Source organism: Streptomyces sp. SID14478 (assembly GCF_010548525.1).
Taxonomy (GTDB): Bacteria; Actinomycetota; Actinomycetes; order Streptomycetales; family Streptomycetaceae; genus Streptomyces.
The window spans coordinates 1-7,667 of sequence record NZ_JAAGMG010000485.1 but is presented as its reverse complement, the minus strand read 5'-3'; the positions used below and the strand labels follow the sequence as shown (position 1 = coordinate 7,667).

3 protein-coding genes are annotated in these 7,667 nt (G+C 74.2%); all 3 read right to left on the bottom strand.

From position 1 onward, the window contains the following. Positions 1-3,660 (bottom strand): class I SAM-dependent methyltransferase (locus tag G3I40_RS16130; RefSeq protein ID WP_164302855.1); only part of this gene is annotated, 3,660 nt, incomplete at its 3' end. After that, positions 3,657-7,133: a non-ribosomal peptide synthetase gene (locus tag G3I40_RS16125; protein ID WP_164302854.1), complete on the bottom strand. Its 3,477-nt coding sequence runs from the start codon at positions 7,131-7,133 to the stop codon at positions 3,657-3,659. The genes G3I40_RS16130 and G3I40_RS16125, both read right to left, overlap by 4 nt. Before the next feature lie 41 nt (positions 7,134-7,174). Then, positions 7,175-7,667, bottom strand: a 493-nt coding sequence (locus tag G3I40_RS16120) for a thioesterase domain-containing protein (protein WP_239091770.1), incomplete at its 5' end; no start/stop codon positions are given.

Sequence of the window (7,667 nt, the reverse complement as noted above, 5' to 3'; positions counted from 1 at the left end):
GCGGTCGGGTGCGCCGGCTGCCCAGGGGCGCCAGGCGTCCGGCACGGCCGGGGCGCAGGCGCCGCCCGGCGCGGTGATGATCACGTCGTAGCGGAACCGGGTCAGCTCGTTGCGGTGCGGGGAGGACTTGGCGAGCAGGCGGACCCGCTCGGCGGGGGCGACCGTCTCGAACAGGGCCGGGTGGATCAGCAGTTCCTCCTCCTGCGCGATCTGCTGGTCCACGAGCCTGCGCAGGTCGGCGACCGGCGTCAGGTCGGGCAGCCGGGCCGCCTGCACGGAGCAGTGGAACGCCTCGATCAGGCGCAGGTCCCGTACGTCGCCCAGGAAGAGGTGCCCGCCGGGCGCGAGCAGGGCGAGTGCCCCGCGCAGGACGCGCAGCAGGTAGTCAACGTCGGGGAAGTACTGCACGACCGAGTTGAGGATGATCGTGTCGAACTCGCCCTCGGTGAACCCGCTGAAGTCGTCCCCGGGCCGCAGCGACAGCTCCGCGGTCGTGTCCGCGTCGAGGTGTCCGGCGAGCCGGGTGAGGGCCTCGGGCGAGATCTCGGTGCCGACGTAGCGCGCGCAGTGCGGGGCGAGCCGCAGGAGGAACTGTCCGGTGCCGCAGCCGATCTCCAGTACGTGCGACGGCCGCAGCGCGGTGATCCGCTCCACGGTCTCGTCGACCCAGGCGCGCATCTCCTCCTCCGGGATGGATTCCCCGGTGGCGGAGTCGTTCCATCCGGCGAGGTCGATCTCCTGCGCCGAGGGGGTGGACGCCTGGTAGGTGTCGTCGAAGACGGTGCGCCAGCGCTCGACGTGGTCGCCGTTCTCCGCCGGTTGCGGCGCGGCCTCGTCGTCCGGTCCGAGACCGGCGTAGGCCGCGAGCTGGAGGTCTCCCTCCGCGTCGCGGAACGGCAGGACGACGGCCTGCTCGACGGCCGGGTGCGCGCCGAGGACGGCCTCGATCTCGCCGGGCTCGATCCGCTGGCCGCGGATCTTGAGCTGGTGGTCGGCCCGGCCGAGGTAGTCGAGGGTGCCGTCGGCAGCCCACCGTGCCCGGTCACCGGTGCGGTACAGCCGTCCGCCGGGGGTGAACGGGTCGGGTACGAACCTGTCGGCGGTCAGCCCGGGCCGGCCCCGGTAGCCGCGGGCGAGGGGGACGCCGCCGATGAACAGGTCGCCCACCGCCCCGGGCGGCACCGGCGCGAAGTGGGCGTCGAGGACGTGGAGTCGGGCGCCGGCGATCGGCGCGCCGATGGGCAGACGGGTCTCGTGCTCCGGCGCGAGGTCCTGCGGCACCTGCCAGGCCGTCACGTCGATGGCGGCCTCGGTGGGCCCGTAGAGGTTGTACAGGCGGGTGCCGGGCAGCGCGTTCGTGAACCGGCGTGCGGTCGCGGGCGGGAGTTCCTCCCCGCTGCACACGACCCGGCGCAGCACGCCCGCGCAGTCCGCGGCGGGGCCGTCGAGGAAGGCGCGCAGCATGGAGGGGACGAAGTGGCAGGTGGTGACGGCGTGTTCGCGGATCAGCCGGGCGATGACGCGCGGGTCGCGGCGGCCCTCGTCACCGGCGACGACGATGCGCGCGCCGACGGCCAGCGGCCACAGCCACTCCCACCCGGAGACGTCGAAGCCCAGCGGCGTCTTGTGCAGGACCGCCTCCCCGGGCTGCAGTGCGTAGGCGTCCTGCATCCACAGGATCCGGTTGACGACCGCCGCGTGTTCGTTGGTCACGCCCTTGGGCCGGCCCGTCGAGCCGGACGTGAAGAGCACGTACGCGCTCGCGTTCGCCGGGACGGCGACGTCGGGACGGGTCGCGGGCGCCGACGGATCGCCTGCCGCGTCGGTCAGGACGAGCCGGGCACCGGCGTCCTCGGCCAGTTCCGCCAGTCGCCGCGGCGGGTGCGCGGGATCGAGCGGCAGGTAGGCCGCGCCGGACTTGAGCACCGCGAGCATCGCGACGACGGCCTCGGCCGAACGCGGGAGCTGTACGCCCACGACGTCGTCGACGCGTACGCCCCGCGCGATCAGGTCGTGCGCCAGCCGGTTGGCGCGCTCGTCCAGCTGCGCGTAGGTCAGGGTGAGCGCGTCGTCGATCAGGGCGACCGCGTCCGGTGTCCGGTCGGCGGCGCTCTCGAACAGCCGGTGGAGCAGTCCGGTGCCGGCCGGAGCCGCCGCGGCCCCGCTCCACTGCGCGAGGACGGTGTGCCGGTCGGCGTCGGAGAGCATCCGCAGGGTGTCGGCGGGCGCGTCCGGCCGTGCGACGCCCTCGTCGAGCAGGGACCGCAGGCCCTCGGCCAGCCGGGCCGCGCTGTCCTCGTCGAACAGGTCCTTCGCGTACTCGAGTTGGCCGCCGAGCCCGCCGTCCGCGGTCGGGGTCAGCTCGATCTGGATCTCGAACTTGGCGGTGCCGGTCTCCTGCGGGAGCACCTCGATCTCGAGGCCGGGCAGGTTCAGCTTGGGGCGCGGGCTGTTGTGCAGGACGAGCATGTGCCGTACCAGCGGCACCCGCGCGCCCGGTTCGCGGTCCGGCTGGAGCCGCTCGACGATCTGCTCGAAGGGCACGTCCTGGCCGGCGTAGCCGTCCTGGCAGGCGGTGCGCGCGCGGCCCACGAGGGTGCGGAACGACGGCTGTCCGCCGAGGTCGAGGCGGAGCGGGAGGGTGTTCACGAAGAACCCGATGAGCGGCTCGATCTCGCTGCGGTTGCGGCCGGCGACGGCGCAGCCGAGGACGACGTCCTCACGGCCGCCGCTCCACCTGCCGAGCAGGGCCGTCAGGGCGGCGACGAGCACCATGTAGGGCGTCGCGCGTTCCTGGTCGGCCAGCCGCTTGACCCGGGCCATCAGCTCGGCGGGCAGCGTCAGCGGCACCTGGCCGCCGACGAAGGAGCCGGATTCGCGCCGCGGACGGTCCGTCGGCAGGTCCAGGGCGCCGGCGCCCTGGAGGCGGTCGACCCAGGCGCTCAGCGCCTCCTCGTGCGCGGGCTCGCGCATGCGCTCGTTGAGCCAGGCCGCGTAGTCGGCGTACTGCACGACGGGTTCGGGCAGCGGGGAGGCCTGTCCTTGGGAGAAGGCCGGGTACAGGGCGCCCAGTTCGCGCAGGAGCACGCCGAGCGACCAGCCGTCGGCGGCGATGTGGTGCATCGACAGCTGCAACAGGTGCTTGTCGGGGGCGAGTTGCAGCAGCCCGGCCCGCAGCATGAGGTCCCGGGACAGGTCGAAGGGGCGCAGCGCCTCGGCGTCCAGCCGTTCCTTGACCGCGCGTGCGCGCTCGGTCTCCGGCAGGGCGGACAGGTCGGTGAACTCCAGCGGCAGGGGCGTCGCGGGACCGACCCGGGTGAACAGCTCCTGGCCGTCGCCGTGGAAGGTGGTGCGCAGCGTCTCGTGGCGCCGTACGACCTCGGTCAGGCAGCGGGCGAGCACGTCACGGTCGAGGGTGCCGCGCAGTTCGGCGACGCCGGTGATGGTGTAGAGCGCCGAGCCTGGCTGGAGGCGGTCGAAGAACCAGATGCGGTGCTGGGCGGACGACGGTTCGGCGTGCGCGTGGTCCACGGAGTGCGGCCGGATCTCGGGGAGCGGCGCGGGTGCGGCGCCCTGTTCGGCCAACAGGCGTTCCAGCAGGCGCAGTTGGTCGGGGTCCATGTTGGCGGGGCGGAACGCTGCGGCATCGGAGAGGGTCATGCGCTGAGGCTCCTCGTCACCTGGGCGGTGTCCATGGCGCTGACCTGGAGGATCAGTTCCGCCACGCGGTCGGCGTCCGTCCCGGCCTCGACGGCCGCCTCGCGCAGCCGGTCGGCGAGCGCGCGCACGGTGCCGGCCGCGAGGAAACCGCGGATCGGGAAGTCCACCCGGAACAGGTCACGGACCCGGGAGACCACCTGTGTCACGAGCAGGGAGTGGCCGCCGAGGTCGAAGAAGTCATCGGTCACCCCCACCCGGTCGAGTTCGAGCACCTCGGCCCAGATGCCGGCGAGGACCTTCTCCAGCGGATCGGTGGGTGCGGTGTAGGCGCCGGACAGCTCCGGGCGGACCGCGGCCGGATCGGGCAGCGCGGACCGGTCGAGCTTGCCGCTCGGCTGCAGCGGGAACGCGTCCATGAGGACGAACGCCGACGGCACCATGTGGTCGGGTACGCGGTCGAGCAGGTACCGGCGCAGTTCGCCGACGCTCGGCGGCAGCGGGCCCCGGGTGGTGAGGTAGGCGATCAGACGCCGGTCGGCGCCCTCGCCGCGCAGCAGGACGACGCAGCGCTTGACGTCCTCGTGGGAGGTGAGCGCGGCCTCGATCTCCCCCGGTTCGATGCGCAGGCCGCGCAGTTTCACCTGGTGGTCGAGGCGGCCCAGGAACTCCAGCTCTCCCGAGGTGCGCCAGCGGGCGGCGTCGCCGGTGCGGTAGAGCCGCCCGGAGGGGGTGCGGCCGAACGGGTCGGGTGTGAACCGCTGCGCCGACAGGCCCGGCCGTCGCCAGTAGCCGCGGCGCACCCCGGCGCCGCCGATGAAGAGCTCGCCGCGCACGCCCACGGGAACGGGTTCGCCGTGCGCGTCCAGGACGTACAGGCGCTGGTTGGGCAGGGGGCGGCCCCACGGGATCGTGCCGGGGATCGGCTCGGGGCGGCGCACGAGGTGGTAGGTCGAGCAGTACGAGACCTCGGTCATGCCGGCGAGGTTGTACAGCCGCAGGTCCGGCAGCAGTTCGCCGAGCCGGTCGGCGAGCGCCGCCGGCGGGCGGTCTCCGCCGAGGACGGCCAGTCGCAGCGCGGCGCCGTCGAAGCCGGGGCCGCCGTGCGCGTGGTTGACCAGCAGTTCGAGCAGGGCCGGCGCCGAACTCCACGCGGTGACCCGGGAGTCGATGACCAGCCGGCGCAGCCGCACCGGGTCGGTGACCTCCAGGTCGTCGGGCGGGACGACCACGCAGGCGCCCGCGAGCAGGCTGCCGAGGATCTCGTAGACCGACATGTCGTAGTTGAGGCTGGAGACCGCCAGCATCCGGTCCGCCGGGCCGAGGCCGAGGGTCCGGTTCAGCCCGGTCAGGGTGTTGACCACGCCCCCGTGCTCGTTGGCCGAGCCCTTCGGCACGCCGGTGGAGCCGGAGGTGTAGATGACGTAGGCGAGCGTGCGCGGATGCACCGGTCCGGGTCGCGGCCGGCGCGGCTCGTCGGCGCCGGTGTCGCCCGTGGCACCCGTGGCATCGGTGTCGTCGACGAGCACGAGAGCGGGTCCGGTGTCGTCGCCGTCGTGCGCGCCCAGCCGGCCGGTGGCGGCCACCGTGCTGTCGGTGACGACGAGCGAGACGCCCGAGTCACGGACCATCAACTCGATGCGGCCCTGCGGGTATCCGGGGTCCAGCGGCACGTATCCGGCGCCCGCCTTGAGCACCCCGAGCACGGCCACCACCATGTCGGCCGAGCGGGGCAGGCAGATCCCGACGAGCTGCTCGGGGCCCGCGCCCAGCGCGCGCAGCCGGTGCGCGAGCCGGTCGGCGCGCTCGGTCAGTTCCCGGTAGGAGAGCACGGTGTCGCCGCACTCGACGGCCGGGGCGTCGGGCCGGGCGTCGGCCTGCGCGTCGATGAGCGTGTGCAGGCAGCCCGCGGCGTCGGCGGCGCTCGCGTCGCCGTCCCCGGACAACGCGCCGACGAGCTGCGCCCGTTCGTCCCCCGACAGCAGGGGCAGCCGGTCGACCGGCCGGTCCGGACCGGCCAGCGCGCTCTCGATCACCCGGACGAACGCGTCGGCGATGCGGCCCGCGGTGGCCGCTTCGAAGAGGTCGGTGCTGAACTCGACCCGGGCGCGCAGCCGGCCGTCGGGCTCCGGTACCAGGTCGAGGACGAGGTCGAACTTGCTGGCGTCCTGGCTCGTCGCCAGATCCAGTTCCTCCACGTCGAGACCGGCGAGAGCGGGCCGCTGCCCCGGCACGTCCCGCAGCGCGAGCATCACCTGCACCAGCGGCACGGGGCCGAGCGAGCGGTCCGGCCGCAGCGCCTGGACGAGCTTGCCGAAGGGGACGTCCTGATGGGCGTACGCCTCGGTGCAGGACTCCTTGACGTCGCCGAGCAGCGTCGCGAACGTCGCCGTGTCGGCCACGTCCACGCGCAGCGGCAGCGTGTTGACGAAGAAGCCGGTCAGCGGCTCCAGTGCGGAGTGCGACCGGCCGGCCAGTGGCGAGCCGATCACGACGTCGCTCTGGCCGCTCCACCGGGCGAGCACGACCGCGAACGCCGCCACCAGGACCATGTACGGAGTCGTCCCGCGCTCCTCGGCGAAGGACACCACGCTCTTCCACAGGTGCGGCGGGAAGGAGAACGGCTGGGAGGCGCCGTGCCAGCTGCGGGCCGCGCCGGGCGCGACGTCCGTGGGCAGCTCCAGCACGGGGGCGCCCTCGAGACGCTCGCGCCAGTAGGCGATCTGGTCGTCCAGCGGACCGGTGGCGAGCCACTCCCGCTGCCAGACCGCGAAGTCGGCGTACTGGATGGCGAGTTCCGGCAGCGGCGAGGGCCGTCCGCGGCGGAACGCGTCGTAGAGAGCACCGAGTTCATGCAGCAGTACGCCGAGCGACCAGCCGTCGGCGGCGATGTGGTGCAGGCCGAGGACGAGCACGTGATGGTCGTCGCGAAGCCGCACCAGGCGGGCACGCACCATGAGGTCGCGGCCGAGGTCGAAGGGGGTGGTCGCCTCGGCCCGGCACACGGCGGCGACCGTGCCCTCGCCGTCCTCGGCGTCGGCGTCCAGCACGGGAAGCGGTACCGGCCGGGGCGGTCCGACGCGCTGCTCGGGCCGGCCGCCCTGGTCGGGGAAGGTGGTGCGGAGCACCTCGTGGCGGCGCACGATCTCGTCGAGGGCCGCGCCGAGCGCGCCGCGGTCGAGCGCGCCGCGCAGGCGCAGGGCCCCGGACATCACGTAGGCGGTCGACCCCGGGTCGGCCTGGGCGAGGAACCAGAGCCGCTCCTGCGCGTAGGAGAGCGGGAAGCACGGCTCACCGCCTTCGCGGGGCAGCCGCCGCGGTGTGAGCGCCGACGCCTTGCGCCGGGCCAGCTCCAACGTGAGCAGCGCCCTGCGCTCGGCCGAGAGCCCTGCCAGAGAAGCCTCCTCCGGTCCGGCCGCCGCCTGCGCCGTGCCGCCGTCCGCGTCACGCGCTCCGGACGAATCCGCTGTGCCCATGCCTGTTCCTCCCTCTCCGCCTCGCCGGGCGTCCGGCGTGTTCACCGCGACCGCAGGAGCCGGCCGCCGACCGCGGCGTCCGCGTCCTCGGCCAGTGCCGCCAGAACCAGTTCGGCGGATTCCTGAACGAAAAAGTGGCCGCCCGGGAAGGTGCGGGGCGGCTGTTCACGTGTCGTGTGCGCGGCCCAGCCGCGCTGCGCCGCGGGCCCATCGACCATCGGGTCCTGTGCGCCCAGGTAGACGTGGACCGGGCAGTCGAGCGGCTGCCGTGCGCGCGGCACCCGGCGTTCGAGCAGGCCGAGGTCGGCGCGCAGTCGCGGCAGCAGCTCCGCGAGGTACTCCCGGCTGGCGAGGAGTTCCTCGGGCGTGCCGTTCAGATCGCGCAGCCACCGCACCAGTTCTTCGTCGGCGGCACCGGACGAGATCGCGGCCTGGCGCTCGACCCGCCGCTCGGGCGGCTCGCCGGCGGCGGCGATCAGCGCCAGCGGCTCGACGCCGCGCCGGGCGCGCAGTTCGTGGGCCAGGTCGAGGGCG

Coding starts and splice junctions, on each gene's coding strand:
- G3I40_RS16125 (WP_164302854.1), bottom strand. CDS start 7,133: ATGGGCACAGCGGATTCGTCCGGAGCGCGTGACGCGGACGGCGGCACG.